At 60.2% G+C, this 19337-nt stretch carries 17 protein-coding genes; 11 read left to right on the top strand and 6 right to left on the bottom strand.

Annotated elements, in window-relative coordinates; all coding sequences use genetic code 11:
• The first annotated feature begins 368 nt into the window (after positions 1-368).
• Positions 369-1472 (top strand): site-2 protease family protein, encoded by a 1104-nt coding sequence (locus JO015_20325; GenBank protein ID MBW0001448.1) that lies wholly within the window; start codon positions 369-371, stop codon positions 1470-1472.
• A gap of 13 nt (positions 1473-1485) precedes the next feature.
• Here JO015_20325 and JO015_20320 read toward each other — a convergent pair whose 3' ends face one another.
• Positions 1486-4482: a proline dehydrogenase family protein gene (locus tag JO015_20320; protein ID MBW0001447.1), complete on the bottom strand. Its 2997-nt coding sequence runs from the start codon at positions 4480-4482 to the stop codon at positions 1486-1488.
• A 346-nt stretch (positions 4483-4828) separates the two neighbouring features.
• Complete coding sequence (locus tag JO015_20315) at positions 4829-5506, bottom strand: DedA family protein (GenBank protein ID MBW0001446.1); 678 nt, start codon at positions 5504-5506, stop codon at positions 4829-4831.
• Between the two features lie 587 nt (positions 5507-6093).
• Here JO015_20315 and JO015_20310 point away from each other — a divergent pair.
• From JO015_20310 to JO015_20290, 5 genes are all read left to right on the top strand, one after another.
• Positions 6094-7440 carry an adenylosuccinate lyase gene (locus tag JO015_20310; GenBank protein MBW0001445.1) on the top strand — a complete coding sequence of 449 codons (1347 nt, stop codon included), beginning with the start codon at positions 6094-6096 and terminating at the stop codon, positions 7438-7440.
• Positions 7441-7542: 102 nt separating this feature from the next.
• Complete coding sequence (locus JO015_20305; GenBank protein MBW0001444.1) at positions 7543-8721, top strand: polysaccharide deacetylase family protein; 1179 nt, start codon at positions 7543-7545, stop codon at positions 8719-8721.
• 10 nt (positions 8722-8731) lie between these two features.
• On the top strand, positions 8732-10060 hold the full coding sequence (ffh, locus tag JO015_20300) for a signal recognition particle protein (GenBank protein ID MBW0001443.1): 1329 nt from the start codon (positions 8732-8734) through the stop codon (positions 10058-10060).
• A 21-nt stretch (positions 10061-10081) separates the two neighbouring features.
• On the top strand, positions 10082-10360 hold the full coding sequence (rpsP, locus tag JO015_20295) for a 30S ribosomal protein S16 (protein MBW0001442.1): 279 nt from the start codon (positions 10082-10084) through the stop codon (positions 10358-10360).
• Between the two features lie 52 nt (positions 10361-10412).
• Positions 10413-10643 (top strand): KH domain-containing protein, encoded by a 231-nt coding sequence (locus tag JO015_20290; protein MBW0001441.1) that lies wholly within the window; start codon positions 10413-10415, stop codon positions 10641-10643.
• A gap of 96 nt (positions 10644-10739) precedes the next feature.
• On the opposite strand, the gene JO015_20285 is transcribed toward JO015_20290, so the two are convergent.
• The 4 genes from JO015_20285 to JO015_20270 form a co-directional block, all read right to left on the bottom strand.
• The gene (locus JO015_20285) at positions 10740-12341 is read right to left on the bottom strand and encodes a CTP synthase (GenBank protein MBW0001440.1); all 1602 of its coding nucleotides are present in this window, start codon (positions 12339-12341) and stop codon (positions 10740-10742) included.
• Entirely contained in the window at positions 12338-13102 is a 765-nt protein-coding gene (gene kdsB, locus JO015_20280; protein ID MBW0001439.1) for a 3-deoxy-manno-octulosonate cytidylyltransferase, read from the bottom strand. Before kdsB ends, JO015_20285 begins: the two co-directional genes overlap by 4 nt.
• Positions 13103-13249: 147 nt before the next feature.
• A complete protein-coding gene (locus JO015_20275; protein ID MBW0001438.1) occupies positions 13250-13801 on the bottom strand; it encodes an HAD family hydrolase in 552 nt (183 codons plus the stop codon).
• Positions 13776-14792 carry a hypothetical protein gene (locus tag JO015_20270; GenBank protein ID MBW0001437.1) on the bottom strand — a complete coding sequence of 339 codons (1017 nt, stop codon included), beginning with the start codon at positions 14790-14792 and terminating at the stop codon, positions 13776-13778. Before JO015_20270 ends, JO015_20275 begins: the two co-directional genes overlap by 26 nt.
• A 94-nt stretch (positions 14793-14886) precedes the next feature.
• Here JO015_20270 and JO015_20265 point away from each other — a divergent pair, with 94 nt between their 5' ends.
• Genes JO015_20265 through ybeY form a run of 5 tightly spaced genes read left to right on the top strand, consistent with a single transcriptional unit; the run spans position 14887 to position 19263 of the window.
• A complete protein-coding gene (locus tag JO015_20265) occupies positions 14887-15693 on the top strand; it encodes a hypothetical protein (protein MBW0001436.1) in 807 nt (268 codons plus the stop codon).
• 6 nt (positions 15694-15699) lie between these two features.
• A complete protein-coding gene (locus JO015_20260) occupies positions 15700-16122 on the top strand; it encodes a hypothetical protein (GenBank protein MBW0001435.1) in 423 nt (140 codons plus the stop codon).
• Positions 16123-16125: 3 nt separating this feature from the next.
• On the top strand, positions 16126-17106 hold the full coding sequence (locus JO015_20255; protein ID MBW0001434.1) for a PhoH family protein: 981 nt from the start codon (positions 16126-16128) through the stop codon (positions 17104-17106).
• The gene (locus tag JO015_20250; protein ID MBW0001433.1) at positions 17099-18727 is read left to right on the top strand and encodes an HDIG domain-containing protein; all 1629 of its coding nucleotides are present in this window, start codon (positions 17099-17101) and stop codon (positions 18725-18727) included. Before JO015_20255 ends, JO015_20250 begins: the two co-directional genes overlap by 8 nt.
• Before the next feature lie 38 nt (positions 18728-18765).
• Positions 18766-19263: an rRNA maturation RNase YbeY gene (gene ybeY, locus JO015_20245; GenBank protein ID MBW0001432.1), complete on the top strand. Its 498-nt coding sequence runs from the start codon at positions 18766-18768 to the stop codon at positions 19261-19263.
• The last annotated feature ends 74 nt before the right edge of the window (positions 19264-19337 follow it).

The raw sequence follows: 19337 nt of genomic DNA, 5'->3' as shown, positions 1-19337 counted from the left end.
GGCGGGCACCACGTAAGAGTTCACACGGCGAACACGGCGAGCCACGGCGACCACGGCGGAAGAGGAAGAGGAGTTCGGAGTTCGGAGTTCGGAGTTCGGAGTTCGGAGCGGCAGCATGGGGGTTAGGTGCGAGTGTCAACCTTGGAGATGCCGCCGGGTCCCCGTAATCTGTGTCAATCTGTGTAATCTGTGGATGTTTTCCCTTTTCTGCGTTCTCTGCGTGTTCTGCGGATGATTCTGTCTTTCCGCCGTGTTCCGCCGTGCCCGCCGTGTGACCGAACGCCGAACTCTTTCACTGAATGCTCTTCGTGCTGGCGAGCGTATGCTGTATGTTGGTGGTGGGGCTTGAGAGAACTCTGTAGCCGCTGATGAGATGGTCTTTTAAAATTGCGCGGGTGGCAGGCATCGATGTGCGCGTCCACGCGACGTTTCTTCTGCTTCTCGGGGGCATCGCCTATATATACGGCGTCCACAGCGGGATCCGGGGGGCATTCTATGCGGTGATGGGAACCGTCCTGGTGTTTCTCTGCGTGTTGCTTCACGAGTTCGGGCACGCTTTAGCGGCCAAGGCGTACGGGATCTCCACGGCCGATATCAGCCTGTTGCCGATCGGCGGAGTTGCCCGCATGGAACGGATGCCCGAAAAGCCGCTGCAGGAACTGGTGGTGGCTTTGGCCGGACCGTTGGTGAACGTCATCATCCTGCTCGCGCTCGGCGTCGTGCTGGCCTTTTCGGGAGGCGTCAACCTGGAGTCGGTCTCGGATCCGGAAGGCCCGGACCTGCTCACGATGCTGCTCGTGGCCAACCTGATAATGCTGCTTTTCAATCTGATCCCTGCCTTTCCGCTGGACGGCGGCCGGGTCTTGCGGGCCCTGCTTGCCACAAAAATGCCTTACGCACGCGCAACGCGCATCGCGGCCAGCATCGGTCAGGGCCTGGCGTTTGCCATCGGCACGTTTGCCGCCTTCAAGGGCCTTCTGCTGCTGGGGCTGATTGCAATTTTCATTTACATAGGGGCGGAGAATGAGTCCGCCTTTGTGCAAATGCGTCTGGCCAGTTCCGGGTTCCCGGTCTCAAGCGCGATGATGACCCGGTTCAATACGCTCGATCATCATTCGACCCTGGATCAGGCGGTCGACGCGCTGCTCGGGACTTCCCAGCGCCAATTTCCGGTGCTGGACGACAATGGCGGGATGGCGGGGTTGCTCACCAAGCACAACCTTTTGTTGGGGTTGCGCCGGTTCGGTCCCGGAACGCTGGTGACGGAGGTGATGGTTCGGGGATTACCCTCGCTGCTGCCGCACACCAATTTGGAGCGCGCATTCACTGTGCTGCAGCAATCCGGTTCGCAGGCGTTGCCCGTCGTCGACCAGACCGGGCGCCTCATCGGCTTGTTTACGGCGGAGAATGTGAGTGAATTTTTTCTGGTCCAGAACGCACTGGCCCGCCCCGATCGTCGATCCGCGCCGTGAACTTTCTCCGGCCTCAACCCCCCGCGGCCCCGCCGGCTTCACCCGAGTCCGGTGCGAACCCGTGGCGCACCGTATTTTCGGTGACAACCCGCGGGAACATGAAGTTGAGCAAGTAATCGTGTCCGCCGGCTTTGGTGCCGCCACCGGACATCAGGAACCCGCCGAACGGATGGCGGCCGACGATGGCGCCGGTGATCCCGCGATTGATGTAAAGGTTGCCGACTGAAAACTCGCGGCGCACCCTTTCGATGTTCCGCGGGCTGCGTGAAAAGATGCCGCCGGTCAACGCAAATGCCACCCCATTGGCAATTGCCAGGGCCTCGGTAAGGTCGCGTGCCGGGATCACGGCCAGGACCGGGCCAAAGATTTCTTCCTGAGCCAGACGGGCGTCCGGCGGTACCTCTCCCGCGATCAGGGGCGGCACGAAGTAGCCGTCGAGGCGGTTGGGAACTTCGCCCTCAAAAAGGATTTTGTGTTCTCGGCGGGCGAGTTCCCGGTAAGAATTGATCCTGGTGAAGGCATCCTGGTCAATGACCGGTCCCAGGTCGGTGCCGGGATCTGACGGCAACCCGATTTTGAGGGCGGCGGTGGCCTCGACCAACCTCGGCAGCAGCCTCTCCCCGGCGTCACCGACCGTGATGAGACGCGAAAGGGCGGAACATTTCTGGCCCTGAAAGCCGAATGCCGATTGCACCACGGCCAGCACCGTTTCATCCAGATCCGCGTCGCGGTCGACGATCATCGCGTTTTTGCCGCCCATCTCGCAGATGACCTTTTTGAGGTTGCGCTGGCGGGGATGCGTCCTGCCGGCGGTTTCCCAGATCTTCAAACCGACCTCCCTTGAGCCCGTGAACGCGATGAGATCGACGCCGGGCTCCGCAACCAGGGCGGCCCCGACGATTTCTCCCTGACCGCTGAGCAGGTTCACCGTCCCTTCAGGCGCACCGGCCTCCCGCAGCATATTGACGAACAAGGCGCCGATGACCGGGCTCTGTTCGGCCGGTTTAACCACCACGGTATTACCTGCCACCAGGGCGGCAGTGGTCATGCCGCAAAGGATGGCGAGCGGGAAGTTCCAGGGCGCGATGACCGCGGCCACACCACGCGCGACGTAATGTTCGATGCTGATCTCGCCGGGCACCTCCTGCGTGAGGCGTCCCCGGCCTAACCGCTGCATTTCCCGCGCGTAAAACTCGCAGAAATCGATCGCTTCCACCACGTCGGCGTCAGCCTCACCCCAGGTTTTGCCGACCTCGATGACTTCCCAGGCGGTCAGCTCGGCCCGGCGCTCCCGCATGATGGCGGCGACGCGCCGCAGCAGGCGGGCCCGTTCATCGGGGGTGGTACCGGCCCATCGCGGGAAGGCAGCGCGGGCGGCTTGCACGGCGGCAGCCACCTCGGGGACTTGGGCCGCGGCGATCTGGCCGACCAACTGGCCGGGTGCCGCCGGATTTATTGACGGGAAAACCTCGGTCGCAGGCACCTCCCGGCCGCCGATGATCAAAGGATAACTCCGGCCAAGCTCACGGTCGACCTTCTCGAGCGCTCGCACCATCGCGTTACGCTGCGCTTCAAGGGTAAAATCGGCCGCCGCCTCGTTGCGGAACCGCGCTTTAACCACCACCAGCGGCCGGCTCGTCTGCAGAGCGGCAGGGGCGGGCAGCCGGGCCGCCGGATTTTCAAGGAGGCTGGCCATCGATGCATGGCCGCTGAATCTGGCCCGCAAAAACCCTTCGTTGGAAGTATTTTCCAGGAGGCGGCGCACAAGGTACGCCATCCCGGGCACCAACTCGCCGAGCGGACAATACTCCCGGACCCGCTGCCCATGCCGGACCAGTGCCCGCCGGATCGGCGTGGCCATCCCATACAGCATCTGGAACTCGCTGTCTCCCGGCTTCAATCCCAGTTTTTCGCCGTACACCAGCGCATGCGCGATCGTCCGGACGTTATGGGTTGCAAGGGCCGGGTATACGTGCGCCGAGTGCTCCAACAACAGGCGCGTGATCCGCTCGTAGTTCGCGTCGGTCTCCGGTTTCGACAGAAAAACCGGCACCGGCCAGTCGCGCTGGCCGGCAATGACCTTCTCGTAATCCCAATATGCCCCTTTAACCAGCCGGACGGTAAACCGGTGGCCATGGCGGGCCGCCCAATCCAGCATCCGCTCGGCATCCTGATAAGAGTCATGCAGGTAAGCCTGCAAGGCAAAGCCAAGGTGCGGGTACCCGTTCAGTTCGGGCCGCTCCACCAACCGGCGGAAAAGCTCCAGGGTAAGCCCTTTAAGGCTGTAGCTCTCCATGTCCAGGTTGATAAACCCGTTCAAATCCCGCGCTTTCAGGACGATCGGCAGGAGCCGGCGCATGATTACCTCGAGCGATGATGCCGGGTCGCTCGGCCGGATCCGCGCGCAGAGCGCCGAAATTTTAACGGAAACGTTGAGCAACGGCGGTTCAGTCGCCGCGAGGGGACCCGTCACGCGCCAGCCCCGGGTCGCCGCACCCAGAAAGTCGAGGAGTTGATGGTAGCGTGCCGCGTATTGATCGGCTTCCCGTTCACTGACAACCCCTTCCCCCAGAATATCGACCGTAAACCGGGCGCCCTCTCGCCAGAGACGTTCCAGGTTGGGAAACGCCGATCTGCCGTCCCGGCCCGCGATGAAGAGGTTTGCCATCGCCAGGACGTTGCGGCGGATGATAACGGCCGGCACCACCGGAACGACTTTCCCGGCCATCAGGGCGCCACGCAACAGGCCGGATACAGACGACCGCGACTGGCTCAGGTACTCGGCGAGGTGTTCGACGACTTGGCGTGAACTCGTCAGGGACGGCAACACGTCTACGAACCGGAACATCTGCGTCTTGAAGCCCTCGTCCTGCATGGACCACTCCAGCAGGCGCCCGTAGAAATCGTTTCTTTTAAACGGATTGGCCGAGGCCTTTTCGGCATCAATGATTGCAAAAAGTTGCCGGCCTACCCTCTCGATTTCCGGTTGTAAGGAGGATACCTCAATCACACGTTAGAATGCCACAAATGCCACAAGCGGAAAAATGCCACAAATGGCGGAGTACCTGCTTCGCGAGTTCTTTTCCGAGCCCGGCCGGATGAGGAATTCGGCGACGTCGCCGGCGTGCTACACGCCGGGTGCCACAAATGACGGGGTTTCATTCGTGGCTCATTCGCGGCAGTTCCGATGCCACGAACGGTGCAAACGGAAAAATGCCTGGAATGTCACTGACGGGGAGCAGAAGCGCCGGTTCTTAACCTTTGAACGCTCAGTCCCGGAAGCGCTACCTCCCCCGAAGCGCTTCAACTCCCGGCTGACATCAGCCGCCCCTCCGGGACAATGCCCCCCGAACCCTTCAACGCCGCAGGCGGCCGTCCGTCATTTGTGGCATTTTCCGGCTCAGCCAAGCCTTCGCAAGTTCAACGGACGGCGGGATCATGCTCACGACGATGATCGCCAGGATCGCCAGCGAGAAGTTGTGTTGCACGTACGGCAGGCCGCCAAAGAAATAACCGACCAGGGTTACGCTCAGAACCCAGGCAACGGCGCCGATCAGGTTATAGCTGAAAAACCGCGCGTAATGCATCCCGGACATCCCGGCCACAAACGGCGCAAAAGTGCGAAGGACCGGGAGATACCGCGTCAGGATGATGGTTTTCGCTCCGTGGCGTTCGTAAAAGGCGTGGGTGCGTTCGAGATGCTTGCGATTGAAAATTCGGCTTTCCGGGTTGCTGAACAACCGGTGGCCGAGGGCGGAGCCGATGCAATAATTGACCGTATTGCCTGACCAGGCGGCGAGAATCAGGACGATGAGCACCAGACCCAGATTCAGACTCGCGCCGGTTGCGGCGAGGGCCCCCACCGAAAACAGCAGGGCGTCACCCGGCAGGAACGGGGTTACCACCAACCCGGTTTCGCAAAAGACAATCGTGAAAAGCAGAACATAAATCCACGGCCCGAACTGCTGGACGAGCTGGGCGAGGTAGAGGTTGGTGTGAAGAACGATATCAACGAATTGGTGCAGCCAAGCCATAAAAACGAAAATTCAGGCTCCAGCTTTGGGTAAGACGTCTTGTCTCGCAACCCCAAAAAGCGGGTGCCCGCGGTATACCCTATTATCGGGACGTTCCCTGAGCGCTTTATGCGTGATTGCGTTTTAGGGCTAAATGCCTCCTTCGCTAAGACGAAGTTTAAACGGGACCAGTGGTATCCCGGTCTAAGACGACGGACGTATTAAAAAAGAAGGCAGGGACGACCTGCCCGCGATGGACACGGGATTTTGGAACTAAGGAAAGTATGAAGAGACACAAGGTGACGAATAGGCCTTTGAGTTTAGGGGATTTGATTCTGGCGGTTAGTTCGTGCGCGAAGACGCAGGAAGAAACAGTGGCGGCGGTGGCCGATCTGCTCGCTTCCGGCCAGGTCCGGCTGATGAATAACGGTCGTAAGATCCGTGCTCGGGTCCGGTAGGTCAGTACCCGGGGTCGGGTGATTGCGTGATCAATCTGTTTGATATCATCATGTCCGGCAGTCACCCGGCTTGAGAGGGGTTGGGCCAGCCTTATCCGGGGTGGCCGAGAAAACCCTTTTCAAGCCGGGCCGGCGCGCTAGGTTGGGCGGGTGATTCCACGTTATTCGCGCCCGTCGATGCGTGCGGTCTGGGCCGACGAACGTCGCTTCGGTATCTGGCTGGAGATCGAGACCCTCGCCTGCGAAGGCATGGCGGAAATCGGTCTGATTTCCAAAGCGGAGGCGGCCGCCATTCGCGAAAAGGGGAGATTCTCGATCTCCGAGGTTCAGGAGATTGAGCGGCGCACCAACCACGACGTTATTGCCTTTCTCGAAAACGTCGCCGAATACGTGGGTCCGGAGGCGCGCTGGATCCACTTCGGGCTGACTTCCTCCGACATTCTGGACACTGCGCTGGCGGTTCAGTTGACCGAATCAGCCGACTTATTGCTCAACGAGATCGCGGCGTTGCGGATGCAGATCGCGAGGCAGGCGCTGCGCTTTAAGCGCGCGCCGATGATCGGCCGGAGCCACGGGATCCATGCCGAGCCGATCACGTTCGGCCTCAAAATGGCGGTGATGTTCGACGAATTTCAGCGGGCTGAAGTGCGCCTGTTGAACGCGCGAAAAACGGTGGGGGTGGGCAAGCTGAGCGGCGCGGTAGGGACGCACGCCCACCTGGATCCCCGGGTGGAACGCTACGTTTGTGAGCGCCTCGGCCTCGCGCCGGACAGACTCTCAACCCAGGTTGTCCAACGGGACCGGCACGCCGAATTTTCCACGACCCTGGCCGTGATCGCCTCCAGCATCGATCGTTGGGCGACCGAATTCCGCCACCTGCAGCGGACCGAGGTGCTGGAACTGGAGGAGCACTTTAGTCCCGGGCAGAAAGGCAGTTCGGCGATGCCCCACAAACGTAACCCGATAACCGGAGAGCGTCTGAGCGGCCTGGCCCGGGTGGTTCGCGGTAACGCGGTGGCCGCCCTGGAAAACGTCGCCTTGTGGCATGAACGCGACATCAGCCACAGCAGCGTTGAGCGCATTATCCTGCCGGACTCGTGCATCCTGGTGGACTACATGCTCTCGACGTTGAGCAGGCTCGTTGAGGGACTCCAGGTCTACCCCGAACGCATGGAGCAAAACCTGCAAATCACCAGGGGATTGTACTTCAGCCAGACTCTGCTTCTGGCGCTGGCCGAACGCGGTCTGGCCCGACAAACCGCTTACGAAGCCGTCCAGCGGGCCTCGATGCGAACCTGGCAGGGCGACGCCGATTTTATGACGGAGGCCAAACGTGAGCCGGAGATCACCCGGGTGCTGACCCCGGACGAGATCGACCAGATCTGTTCCCTTGACCGGCATTTCCGGTACATCGACGAGAAATTCGAGGAACTTGGGATCGAAAAGGCGGCGCACCGGGCTCAAAGTGGCGGCGAACAAAATCCGGCCCGGGTGTAAGTACGTCAGTTCATTTTGCTTCGTTCAAGGCTTTCCAAAAGCCCTTTGCATGCTATCCTGGCAGGCACTTCTCGTATGCGTCGTGGTGCTCTCGCATTGATTGTGGCCTTACCTCTGTTGGTGGCCGGTTGTAAAAAGGCGTCTTCTTCCGCTAACCTCGGAAAAGGCGGGGATCTTGCCGCGTCTAGTTCTACGCCGGCTGCTCAGACGGCCGCAGCGACACCCGCACCGCCGCCGGTCGACCGGAACGCCAAGGTGATGGTGTTGTGCTACCACCGGTTTGAAGATAAGCCTCGCGACAGCCTCGCGATTGCACCGGCGGAATTCAGGTCCCAGATGCAGGCCTTGAAAGACGGTGGCATCACCGTCATTCCGATGAAGGATTACCTGGCTTGGCGCCGCAGCGAAAAGTCGATTCCCCTCAAGAGCTGCATCATCACCATCGACGACGGCTACATCTCGGGGTATTCGGCCGCCTGGCCGATCCTGAAAGAGTACGGCTACCCCTTCACGATGTTCATCTACACCAATTACGTCGGTGCAGGCGGCAAATCCATCACCTGGAACCAGCTCGAGGAAATGCGGGACGCCGGGGTTGACATCGAAAGCCATACGCTGTCGCACCATGACCTGCGTCGTGCCCCCAGGGGTCAGGATTACGCGACGTGGTTGCACAACGAGGTTTTCCAATCCAAGGCGATCCTCGAAGATAAGCTCGGCATCAAGATTTCGGTGTTCGCCTTTCCTTACGGCACGCATAATGAGGTTGTCCGCAAGACGGCCATGGATGCCGGGTACGAGGCGCTGTTTACGGTTTACGGCCAACACATGGGTTTTGATGCGCCGGCTGACCAGTTGGGGCGGTACGCGATCGAGTCCAACAAGCCGAACATCTTCAAGATGGCGCTCGATTATGGACCGGACAGTGACACGGGGCCGGGCGTCGTCTCGATGCAGTTGGCGGCGGCTTCAATGCTGACCCAGCCGATGAACGACGAGCACATCAGCGATCTGAAACCGACGATCAAAGCGAACCTGGCCAGCATGGGTGAGGTGGATCCCGGTTCGGTGGAAATGCGCGTCAGCGGGTACGGGATCGTGCCGGCGAAATACGACCCGAAAACCAGGCTGGTAAGCTACGCATTTACGCAGAATCTGGTGCCGCGGACGTATACGGTGATCATCGCCGCGAAAGCCAGCGGCAGGCGTGTCGAGACGCGCTGGAATTTTACCGTTGACGGAGGCAGCGCGCCGGTGGCAAAGAACGCGCCGTCGACGTAGGGTAAGGGTCGTGTTTTCTCAGTTATCGGATAAGCTTCAGGACATTTTTAAAGACCTCCGAGGTCACGGCACGATTTCGGAGAGCAACGTCAACGATGCGTTGCGCCAGGTGCGGCTTGCGCTGCTGGAAGCGGACGTTCACTTCCAGGTTGCAAAGGATTTCATCGCCCGGGTCAAAGGGAGGGCGCTCGGCCAGGAAGTCCTGCGGAGCGTCACGCCCGGCCAACAGATCGTCAAAATTTTCTACGACGAACTTACCCAGTTGCTGGGGGGAGATGCTGCGCCGCTCGACCTGAACAAACCGGCCCGCATCATGCTTGTCGGGCTGCACGGATCGGGCAAAACCACATCGGCAGCCAAACTGGCGCGTTTATTAAAGAAACAAGGGCGCGCACCCCTGCTTTTTCCTCTGGACCTCCAGCGCCCGGCCGCCATTGACCAGTTAACCACCCTGGCAAAGCAGGTCGGTGTACCGGTGTTCAGTCCCGGAACAGGGCAGACCGACCTCGTGGCCGTGGGGAAAGCGGCCTTGAAGTGGGCCGATGGCCAGCACGGGAACGTGCAGATTTTCGACACGGCGGGCCGCCTCGAAATCGACGAAGTTCTCGTTGGTGAATTGCAAAAGCTCAAGGACCTGCTGGAGCCGAACGAGGTACTCCTGGTGTGCGACGCAGCGACGGGCCAGCAGGCCGTCAATGTGGCTACCCATTTTCACGACGCGCTTGGCCTGACCGGTCTCGTCCTGACCAAGTTGGATGGCGATGCCCGGGGGGGCGCCGCCTTGTCCATGCGGGAAGTCACGAAACGGCCGATCAAGTTTGCCGGGGTCGGCGAAAAGCTGGATCAGTTTGAGCCGTTTTATCCCGAGCGCCTGGCCGGCCGGATTCTCGGGATGGGCGATGTGGTTTCCCTCGTCGAACGCGCTGCCGAAGCCATTGACGAGGAAGAGGCCGCGCGGATGGAGAAGAAGCTGCGAACCGCTTCCTTCGATTTCAACGATTTTCTGGCCCAGTTCAAAATGCTGCGCCGGATGGGGCCGCTTGAAAATATCCTTGGCATGTTGCCAGGAATGAGTAACCTGAAGGGCTTTTCGGTTGACGACAAACAGCTGAAGCGCGTGGAAGCGATCGTGCTTTCCATGACTCCGGGTGAACGGAAAAACCCGGGCATCCTCAATGCCCGCAGGAGGCAGCGGATTGCGCGCGGCAGCGGTACGACGGTCGCCGAAGTGAACACCCTGCTTCAGCGGTTTAGCCAGATGCGCAAGCTGATGAAGAACATGGGGCAGTTGAAAAAAATGTTAGCCCGCGTCCCCGGGTCGGAGACACTAGGCACTTAAAGGGGACACCCTGCAGAAAATATGGCAGTTGCGATTAGATTGAGAAGAGAGGGCGCCAAGAATCGCCCGTATTACCGCGTGGTGGTTACCGACAAACGGAGTCCGCGCGACGGCAAGTTCATCGAGATTATCGGAACGTACGATCCGCGCAAGCGAAGCGACAATTACGAGCTGAACCTTGAGCGGGCGGAATACTGGATTAAGCACGGTGCGCAACCGAGCGAAACCGTCGCCAGTTTCATCCGGAAAGCTCGCAGGCGGGCTGCGCAGGTCGCCGCGACCGTGCCCGTCTCGGCGTGATCGTGCGATCTTTAGTCCCGTAATCCTAATCCTTTAGAATTCCGGCGCGTGCATGGAAAGCTTCCTGGAGTTCGTCATCCGGCAATTGGTTGATGTTCCGGAGGAGGTTTTCATCACGCGCCTTGAGCACGGGCACAAGTTGATCTTCAAGGTCGAAATGCGCCAAGCGGACGTGGGTAAGGTGATCGGGCGCAACGGGCATACGATCACCGCTCTACGCAATTTGCTGTCGGCAGCGGCGGCGAGGACCGGCCATCAGGTCGTCCTGCAAATCGTCGAGTAATACATTCAGACGGTTATCTCGGTAGAATGCCGGCTCAGGGGGGCCCGGCACCCGGGTGGGAAGGCAAGATTTTACCTCCAGGGCCGTCGAGATGGATCACTCGTAATTCGCCAGGCAGGCAGCGATAAATCCCCGAAACAGCGGGTGGGGTGAGTTCGGTTTCGAAAGGAACTCCGGGTGATACTGGCACGCCAGGAACCAGGGGTGATCCCGCATTTCGATCAACTCCGCCAGCCGGCCGTCCGGCGACGTGCCCGCGATCACAAAGCCCTTCGCCACCATCAGTTCCCGGTACTTCATATTGTACTCGTACCGGTGACGGTGTCTTTCGGTGATCTGGGGCGCGCCATACACCCTCTCCGCCAGTGTGCCGGGGACGATGTGGGTCGGCCAGCTGCCGAGCCGCATGGACGCGCCCTTTTTGCGCACTTCCCGCTGGTCTTCCAAAAGGCAGATGACCGGATCAACGGCGCTCTCGTCAAATTCGGTGCTGTTGGCGTGTTTCAGCCCGCAAACGTTGCGGGCGAATTCGATGCAGGCGATCTGCATCCCCAGGCAAAGCCCGAGATAAGGCAGGCGCTGTTCACGGGCATAACGGCACGCGGCGATTTTACCTTCCACCCCGCGCTCCCCAAAGCCACCCGGCACCAGGACGCCGGCCACAGGCGCGAGGAATTTATGCGGGTCATGCCCCTGGATGTCCTCGGAGTCGATTCGCAGGATGTCGATTCCGCAATCGTTTGCCGCCCCGGCATGGGTTAACGATTCGTAAATGCTCTTGTACGCGTCCTGTAGATCGATGTATTTGCCGACGACCGCGACTTTCAACCGTTTCTTGGGCGAGATCACCCGCTGGACAAACCGGCGCCAGTCGTTCATTTCCGCCGGGGCCGTTTCGAGTCGCAGGAGCCGGCAGATGGTTTCGTCGAGGCGCTCCTGCTGGAGGATCAGAGGCAGTTCATAAATCGTGTGGTCGACGTCCCGGACTTCGACCACAGCGTGGAGGGATACGTTGCAAAACATGGCCAGCTTTTGGCGCACCTCCAGGTCGAGCGGCTTTTCTGTCCGGCAGAGCAGCACGTGCGGCTGCAAGCCGATCTCGCGAAGCTTGGCGATGCTCTGCTGCGAGGGCTTGGTTTTGAGTTCCCCGGCGGCCTTGATGTACGGCACCAGGGTTACGTGCATGATCACGACGTTCTCAGGCCCGACCTCAAGCTGGAACTGGCGGATGGCTTCCAGAAACGGTAACCCTTCGATATCGCCTGTGGTTCCGCCGATCTCGGTGATCGTTACGTCACCGCCCTGTTCCTTTTCCAAGCGCTGAATCCGGCTCTTGATCTCATCCGTGACGTGCGGGATCACCTGGACCGTCTTGCCCAGGTAATCGCCCCGGCGCTCCTTGGCCAGCACCGTCTCGTACACCTGGCCGCTGGTGACGTTATTTGCCCGGGAAAGCACGCAGTTGGTGAACCGTTCATAGTGACCGAGGTCCAGGTCCGTCTCCGCGCCATCACTCAACACGTAAACTTCGCCGTGCTGGAAGGGGCTCATCGTGCCCGGATCAACGTTCAGATACGGATCAAACTTCTGCATGATCACCTTCAGGCCACGATGCTCCAGCAGCGTCCCCAGCGCGGCCGCGGCCAATCCTTTGCCTAGTGAACTCACTACCCCCCCAGTTACGAAAATGTACTTCATACCATTCGGTTCCGATTTGAAGTTGAACGGCCCAGCCCTCCCCCGAGAATCAACCTCTCCGCCGCCTCGGCGTCTTCCGGTGTATCCACGCCGATGGAGCTGGTTCGGGAAACGATGACGCGCAGTTTCATCCCATTTTGGAGCGCACGCAACTGCTCTAAGCGCTCCGCCTGTTCAAGCGGGCTCGGCTCAAGGTTTACGAACTCAAGGAGGGCCTTGCGCCGATAGCCATAAATCCCTAAATGCTTCAGGTACCCCGCGTCGCCGGGTCCGCGTGCAAACGGGATCACGCTGCGCGAAAAATAGAGCGCGTCGCCCTTGCGGTCCGTCACGACTTTTACCACGTGTTCGCTCCGGGCCTCCTCCGCGTCGATGGGCACCGCCGCCGTGATCAGGTCCACGCGACGGTCACCGGCCAGCTTGCGCACCAAGTCCCCAAGCAGGTCCGGGGCAATGAGCGGCTCGTCCCCCTGCACGTTGAAAATCAGGCCGACCCTGGTCAGGTTGCGTGCGACTTCCGCGATCCGGTCCGTCCCGCTTTGGTGCTCGCTCGAAGTCAGGGCCGCTTCGGCGCCAAAACCCGAAGCCGCTTCGGCTATGCGCGCATCGTCGGTGGCGATGATGATACGGTCGAAAACCGTCGCCTCACAGCAGCGTTCCCAGACGTGTTGAATCAGCGGTTTACCGGCAATCTGATGGACCGGTTTTCCGGGGAATCGCGTGGAACCCCAGCGAGCCGGAATCAGGGCAGCGGCTTTCATGTAACGGGTAACGGGTAGCGGGTATCGGGTGACGAGTGAACAAACGTTTCCCCGGACCCGCCTTTTCGGAGTCACATCGTACCAGGCATCCCTTGCCGTTACCAGCCACTCGTTACCCGTCACCCGCTACCCGTTACCCGCCACTCGTTACCCGTTACCCGTTACATCCCGGAGGATCCGGTCGGCGGCTTCGGTGAAATTGCGTGCCGCGAACACCCGGTGGTCACCGTTCGGCGCCGGGCCGGGCGCAAAAACGAGCCCGCAAAGTTTCAGCCCGGCGGCCAGACCCGCATCAATATCTGAATCCCGGTCGCCCAACAGGTAGCTCTCGTCCAGGTGCAGGCCCAGGTCTCGGGCCGCTTCCAGGAGCATGCCGGGGCCGGGTTTCCGGCGCGGGCTGGGGGAGTCGGGATGATCGGGGCAAAAGTAGACCGCGTCGATCAAACCGGGGCCGAGTTGCGCGTTGAGCGCCTCCTGGACCTGCCAGAAGGCTGTCTCATCGAAATAACCCCGGCCAAGACCGCTCTGGTTCGTGACAATCACCAGGCTGAGATCGGCGGATTTGAGTCTTGCCAGCCCTTCCTGCACACCGGGCAGCAGCCGGACGTCTTCCGGCCGTGAGCAGTAACCCACGTCCACCATCAGGGTGCCGTCTCGATCCAGAAAAACCGCCTTACTCCTCACGGTGAAGCGCCTCATGGAAGCTTGCCCGGAGTTCAGCCGGCGTGAGCGTCGCCGTCCCGAGTTTTCCAACCACCACCCCGCTGGCGTGATTGGAAATTTCCGCCGCTTCTTCCGGCGCGGCGTGACTTGCCAGGCCGAGCGTCAACAGCGCGATGGCCGTATCGCCGGCTCCCGAAACGTCGTAAACCTCCCGGGGCTGCGGGTGGATGTGCACCGGTTCGGTTTGCGGGCGAAACAGCATCATCCCTTGTTCGCCGAGCGTGATCAGCAAGGCTTCGGGCTGCCATCGGGCCAGGAGCTTGTCCCCGACTCGCCGCAGGGCTTCATCTCCGAGGGGGTTACGGGCCGGTTCCTGAAAGGGTTCCCCCGCGACGGCGAATGCCTCTGACCGGTTGGGTTTAACGGCCGTGAGGCCGCGCCACTCGATGCGATTCCGCGGGTTTGGGTCGGCGGTGATTACCTTACCCGCCGCACGGGTCGCCGCGGTTACCTGGTCAACAAACTTCTGGTTTAAAAAGCCTTTGCCGTAATCTTCAAAGATAACCGCATCGATCTGGGGCAACAGCGCCTGAATCGCCGCCAAGGCGCGCGCCTGCGTCTCAGGCTGCAGCGCCTGAACCGCCTCCCGGTCGACCCTGACCACCTGCTGCTGGCGGGCAATGATGCGCGTCTTGACGATGGTCTGGTAACCTTTGTCGGCCTGGACCGCGCTGAGCTGGATACCGCATTTTTCCAGGATCCTTCGGAGACGTTCAGCGTGCGCATCCTCCCCGACCAGCCCGCAAAGGTGAACCTTGTCAGCAAACTCCCGGACGTTGCGCGCGACATTGGCGGCACCCCCGGGGTAACACGTTTCCCGGATCACTTCTACAACCGGAACCGGCGCTTCGGGCGATATCCTCGAGACTCGGCCCCAAACAAACTCATCAAGCATCAAATCTCCGATGACCAGGATCTGTTTGCCAGCGAACTGCCTGATTAGCTCTTCTACTCGATCGAAACGCATCGGCCAAGCTCAGTAGGCAGAAACAGCGTTTGCTCAAAGAAAATTTTGCTTTTAGGTATTTTCTCCTGTGATTTCAACCTGCAATTTAAATTTTGTGTCGGTCGTTCCTGTCGTTCGAGCCGTTCTGCTTGCCGCCGGTCTGGGTGCCCTGGCGTGGCAGCCGGGTTATGCGGACTCGCCGCCGCGCCAGATCGACCTTTCGCGCTTTCCGGCGACCCGCCTGGAAGACGTGGTCGTGCCGCTGCCCAGCGAAGTCTTCAACGTGCTCGACAAGCTTGGAACACCCGATTGGAAGAGTGAACTGCGCGTGCCCACGATCGCCAACCGGGGCCCGCGCCCTCAGATCGCCTTGCTTCTTGGGTCGGTCGTGGCGGAAGGTTTCGTCGCCGTTGAGGCGAAGGACCGCGAACAGGTCAAACAGATCGGCCGTGACGTCCTCGAACTGGCGCGGGCAATCGGGGTGGAAAAAACCGTTTTGAGCCGGACGAACGCGATCCTTACCAAGGCCGACGCGAGCGACTGGCGAGGCGTGCGGCAGGAACTGGACGGCGCGCTGACCGACGTCAGGAACGCGATGATTGAACTCCAGGATGCGCAACTGGCTCACCTGGTCAGCCTCGGCGGCTGGCTTCGCGGGACGGAAGTGCTGACTTCGATTGTCGGGAAAAGTTACTCCCCGGACAGCGCTGACCTGTTGAATCAGCCTGACCTGTTGCGGTATTTCCAGGAACGCCTGGCCGGGATGCCCACCCGGCTCCGGCATAACCAGCTCGTCAGCCAGGTCGAAAAAGGTCTGGCGGAAATTTCGCCTCTCATTAACCAAAAGATCACGCCCGCTTCGGTGAAACGCATCAATGAGATCACCGGGCAGGTGGTCAAGGCTATCAGTTCGAACGCTTAGCACCTTGTGAAACGCTTCTTTTTGATTGTCACCCTGCTGGTTTGTGCCGGCCGGGCATTCGGTACGGTTGATGACGCCATTGCCCGGGCGATGGAGGCTATCGGTCCCTACGTGAAGCAAGGTTACATCGTGCGCGACGACCAGTGGGGCGGAGATTTGGGGGTCAAAGAACAGAAGGCAATCCCTCACACCCTTTTCAGAGGCAATGATTACTGGTTTTGTACCGGAACGGACGTCGACAGCGCAAAAATCGCCATCCATGTCTATGACAGCCGGGGCAAGCTGGTCGAAAACGACTCATGGCAGAAGGGGCATTTTGCGGCCTCGAGAGTCAGTGCCCCCGCGACCGGCACCTACTACATCATTGTCGAAGTGACGAGTTCGCCACAGGAACGAACCCACTGGGCGATGGTTTATGCATACAAGTAAATAGTGGAATCTGAAACTTTTCAGTTCGACAGCGCGCGTACGCTTCAGAACCTCTATGCGAACGATCTGCGCCTGCTTCAATCGCTTGAGGACCGGTTGCGGCTGAAAGTGACGACTCGGGACGGCTGGATGCGGCTCGAGGGCGAGCGCGCCGACATTGAAAAAGCCCGCCAGGTCTTTGAACAGCTTGAAGGGGCAAGGCAGCGCGGGTTACAGATCAAGCGCCAGGAGTTTCAATATGCCTTGGATGCCGTGACGGGTCAGGCACAGGAACCGTTAAGCCAGCTGGCGAATTTTCGGGTCCAGACGAGCAGTCGCCGGCCGCCCATCGCACCCAAAACGGGGCAACAGCTCGCCTATGTTCAGGCCATCCAGTCCCACGACATCGTGTTCGGGATTGGTCCGGCGGGCACGGGCAAGACCTACCTGGCCATGGCGATGGCCGTCGATGCGCTAAAAAAAGAATCGGTAAAACGCATCATCCTTACCCGTCCTGCTGTCGAAGCGGGTGAGGCCCTCGGTTTTCTGCCCGGCGACCTGCAGGAGAAGATTTTCCCCTATTTGCGCCCGCTGTATGATGCGTTGTATGATATGCTGGATGGGGAGGAGATCCAAAAGTACATCGACCGGGGCGTCATCGAGATTGCGCCCTTGGCTTACATGCGTGGCCGGACTTTAAATCATGCCTTCGTAATTCTCGATGAAGCTCAGAATACGACGACGGAACAGATGTTCATGTTCCTCACGCGCCTCGGGGCTGATTCGAAATGTGTTGTCACAGGAGACCGAACCCAGATAGACCTGCCTGTTAACAAAACGTCTGGTTTGATCGAAGCCATGCACGCCTTGCATCAGGTCGAGGGAATTGAGTTCGTGGAGTTTGGTGAGCGCGACGTGGTTCGTCACCCTTTGGTACAATCCATCATTCAGGCCTACAAGCGCCACCGGGAAGGTACGGAACGGGCCCCTAAGCGCCATGGCTGATCGTCTCTCACTTGCATTTACTCGTATGTTCGGTTCTCTGAATCGCAAGCGTCTGGTCAAGCGGGGCTTCGCTTGCAGTAAGCAACGGCGCAAACCAACGCAGAAAGAATGGATGCGCCGTTTGGATTCGGATTTCCGGGTCAAGATCGGCATCTTTGGCGCCTTCAGCGCCGTTCTGGCTCTTCTGATCTTTTCCGGGGATTATCCGGACCCGGCGAAATATTTTCTCATTGGCCTGTTGATCCTGGCCACGGCGGTAGAGCAGCTCTGGATCAATCATCCGGACACGTTCCGCCGGAATTCGCGGATCGGCCTGGTGTTTGGCGTCATTTTGTTTCACCTCGCGACCGCGAAGTTGGTCATGGTTTTGTCGGAGCAGCCGGACGGGGTGTCGCGCGAGTTTGGGACCTTGCTGATCCCGTTTGCGCTGGCGCCGCTGGTGCTTTCCATTTTGCTTGGGAAAAACCATGGCATTTACGGGGCGATCTTTGTCAGCCTCTGGACCTCCATCCTTTTCCGCGGCATTGACCCGGTCCTGCTGATCACCAGCCTTATCACCGGTTTTATCGCGGTGTTTGCAACCATCCAGGTCCGGCGGCGCAGCCGGCTGATCCGGGCCGGCGTTTACGTCGGTCTGGCCACCTGGGTCTTGGGCATGTCGTTCGGCATTATCACCGTACCGTGGCTGCCCACCGGGGTATCGGATTGGGCGTTGTTCCTCAAACAATCCATGACGGCGATCTTGTCCGGCGTGATCTCCGGCATGGTGGTGGGTGGCGCGCTGCCCATGTTGGAGGCGCTCTTCCAGATCACGACCGATATGTCGTGGCTGGAAATCGCGGATCGTAACCACCCGCTCCTGTTGCGCTTGAGCCTGGAGGCGCCGGGGACCTGGCACCACAGCGACGTCGTGGCGGACCTGGCGGAGGTTGCGGCTAATCGCATCGGCGCGAACGGAACCATGTGCCGTGCGTGCGCCTACTTTCACGACATCGGCAAGCTGGTTAAACCCAATTACTTCTCGGAAAACATCGTCGGGGAAGATAATCCGCACGATGACCTCGCGCCGACGATGAGCGCGCTCATCATCATCGCCCACGTGAAGGAGGGTGTGGACCTCGCGTTGAAATACGGGCTGAATGCCCGCATCATCGACGTTATCCAGCAGCACCACGGCACCTCGCTGGTAGCCTATTTCTACAAGCGAGCCCTGCAACAGCAGCAGGACGCCCGTGAAGGCGGCAAGATCATGAACATCCGGGAAGAGGACATCCCGGAGGTCCGGGAAGAGAGTTTCCGTTACAGCGGACCGAAGCCGCAGTTCAAGGAAAGCGGAATCATCAGCCTTGCCGACGCGGTCGAGAGCGCTTCCCGAAGCCTGGAGAAGCCTACCCCGCAAAAAATCGAGCAACTGGTGAACGACATCATCAGCAAGCGGGTTGCCGAAAGTCAGCTGGACGAATGCGACCTGACCCTGCGCGAGTTGCGCCAGATCGCCGAGACTTTCCGTTTCACCCTGCAGAACATGCTGCACACGCGGATCAAATACCCGAAGGACGAGGATAAAAACGATCAGGACAGCCGGCGCTTACGGCACCTGCCGCCCGCTTCCGCCGCTTAAGCTGAAGGGTGCGAGGTCCTGCGACCCCCGAAGACGCCGTGCCGGAAGGTCTCCCTGCAATTCTGGTCAGCAACCGCCAGCGGCGACTACGGCTTGAGCGGGACGACCTGCAGCAGTTCGCCTGCCGTGCCCTGGTACAGGTGCTGACTGTCCCAGGCGCCGATCTCCCGGACGAAATCGGCGTGGTGCTGGTCTCGGATCGCAGGATCTGCGAACTCCACCACGACTTTATGCGGCTCAGCACGCCGACCGACGTGATCACGTTTCAACACGGTGAAATCGTCATAAGCGTGGACACCGCCGAGCGCCAGGCGGCCGAGCACGGGACGAGCCTGGCTGGCGAACTGAAACTTTATCTCCTGCACGGTTTGTTGCACCTGCGGGGGTACGATGATCGCGCGCCGGGCGCGAGGCGTACGATGATGGCTGTGCAAACGCGTTTGTTTGCCGCGCTAACCCGCAAGTACCAACCACGCCAAGGCCGAGGCGACGGGCTCATTGCGGGTCAGAAAGCCTCCTTAACTAAATGGCAATAGGGTTCCACCCTGGGCTAAGCTCTGCCGGCCCGTTGGGCCTAAGGCAGAGTGTCACCTCGATGGGCATCGAGCAG

The organism is Verrucomicrobiota bacterium (assembly GCA_019247695.1).
Classification (GTDB): Bacteria; Verrucomicrobiota; Verrucomicrobiia; order Chthoniobacterales; family JAFAMB01; genus JAFBAP01.
The sequence above is the reverse complement of the archived record's forward strand: the minus strand, read 5'-3'. Positions and strand labels throughout refer to the sequence as shown.

Excerpts from the sequence above, each read along its gene's own strand:
- JO015_20325 (MBW0001448.1), top strand. The coding sequence starts at position 369 with ATGAGATGGTCTTTTAAAATTGCGCGGGTGGCAGGCATCGATGTGCGC.
- JO015_20315 (MBW0001446.1), bottom strand. The coding sequence starts at position 5,506 with ATGGCTTGGCTGCACCAATTCGTTGATATCGTTCTTCACACCAACCTC.
- rpsP (MBW0001442.1), top strand. The coding sequence starts at position 10,082 with ATGGCAGTTGCGATTAGATTGAGAAGAGAGGGCGCCAAGAATCGCCCG.
- JO015_20290 (MBW0001441.1), top strand. The coding sequence starts at position 10,413 with ATGGAAAGCTTCCTGGAGTTCGTCATCCGGCAATTGGTTGATGTTCCG.
- JO015_20285 (MBW0001440.1), bottom strand. The coding sequence starts at position 12,341 with ATGAAGTACATTTTCGTAACTGGGGGGGTAGTGAGTTCACTAGGCAAA.
- kdsB (MBW0001439.1), bottom strand. The coding sequence starts at position 13,102 with ATGAAAGCCGCTGCCCTGATTCCGGCTCGCTGGGGTTCCACGCGATTC.
- JO015_20275 (MBW0001438.1), bottom strand. The coding sequence starts at position 13,801 with ATGAGGCGCTTCACCGTGAGGAGTAAGGCGGTTTTTCTGGATCGAGAC.
- JO015_20270 (MBW0001437.1), bottom strand. The coding sequence starts at position 14,792 with ATGCGTTTCGATCGAGTAGAAGAGCTAATCAGGCAGTTCGCTGGCAAA.
- JO015_20250 (MBW0001433.1), top strand. The coding sequence starts at position 17,099 with ATGGCTGATCGTCTCTCACTTGCATTTACTCGTATGTTCGGTTCTCTG.